1 protein-coding gene is annotated in these 734 nt (G+C 34.6%); it reads right to left on the reverse strand.

The genetic code is table 11. The features are described 5' to 3' along the window. Window positions 1-48: 48 nt before the first annotated feature. Entirely contained in the window at window positions 49-387 is a 339-nt protein-coding gene (locus tag GCU44_RS22970; RefSeq protein WP_154859720.1) for a hypothetical protein, read from the reverse strand. Between the last annotated feature and the right edge of the window lie 347 nt (window positions 388-734).

Consider the following 734-nt stretch of genomic DNA (forward strand, 5'->3'; position numbering starts at 1 on the left):
TACCCTTGGGAAATAAGACAACTAAGGAGGTAATATCAAATAAATGAGTTAACTTAACGACTGATACTTTTGGTCCAACATATGGGGAGTATTATAAATGAATTCAATTAACGGCTTAAGAACTTTTGTAAAACCCAAGCCTCTTGATGATGACTTACTTACACCAACTGGCAATTGATTGCCAAATCCCTCATAAATGAACTGTTTAACTTTTGAATATTTTGGCCCTCCATTAAAACCAATAGGGTAGTGAACAACTTTGTCTGACCTTTTGAATACTTCACGGCAAATCTGGTCAATACCTTTTTCAGAGTCTACAAAATGATAAACCTCTTTTGTAGTCAAGTTTCTTCTTAATTGTTCTTCTCTTACTGGTTCGTCTGCCATAGGATAAATTATTGTTTTACTCAGTCCGTAATTCTTCCTTCACCGCTCATTAATTTGGGAAGTAGTGTGTTCCTCAGTTTGGTTAAGCTTTTTATTTGCTTGTCGTTATACTCTTTTTTCAAGTATAAGTCGGTAATAGAATTGCCTTTCTCCAGTTGCAATTCCATTGGGGGTATAAGAATTTCACTTTCCTTTATTGATGCTGTTGACAAATTAACTTGAACACCACTGTTTGCTTTGCTCTGTAATCAATGCTATTAAGTTAAGCTTTTTGGTTTGTTATTTTGGTTTCAAAATGGAATAATTTTGATTTTTCCCTGCCGGTTTCGGGCTTTTTATCAGGTTTC

The sequence above is a fragment of the Cyclobacterium xiamenense genome (assembly GCF_009467825.1).
GTDB lineage: Bacteria > Bacteroidota > Bacteroidia > Cytophagales > Cyclobacteriaceae > Cyclobacterium > Cyclobacterium xiamenense.

Excerpts from the sequence above, each read along its gene's own strand:
- GCU44_RS22970 (WP_154859720.1), bottom strand. The coding sequence starts at position 387 with ATGGCAGACGAACCAGTAAGAGAAGAACAATTAAGAAGAAACTTGACT.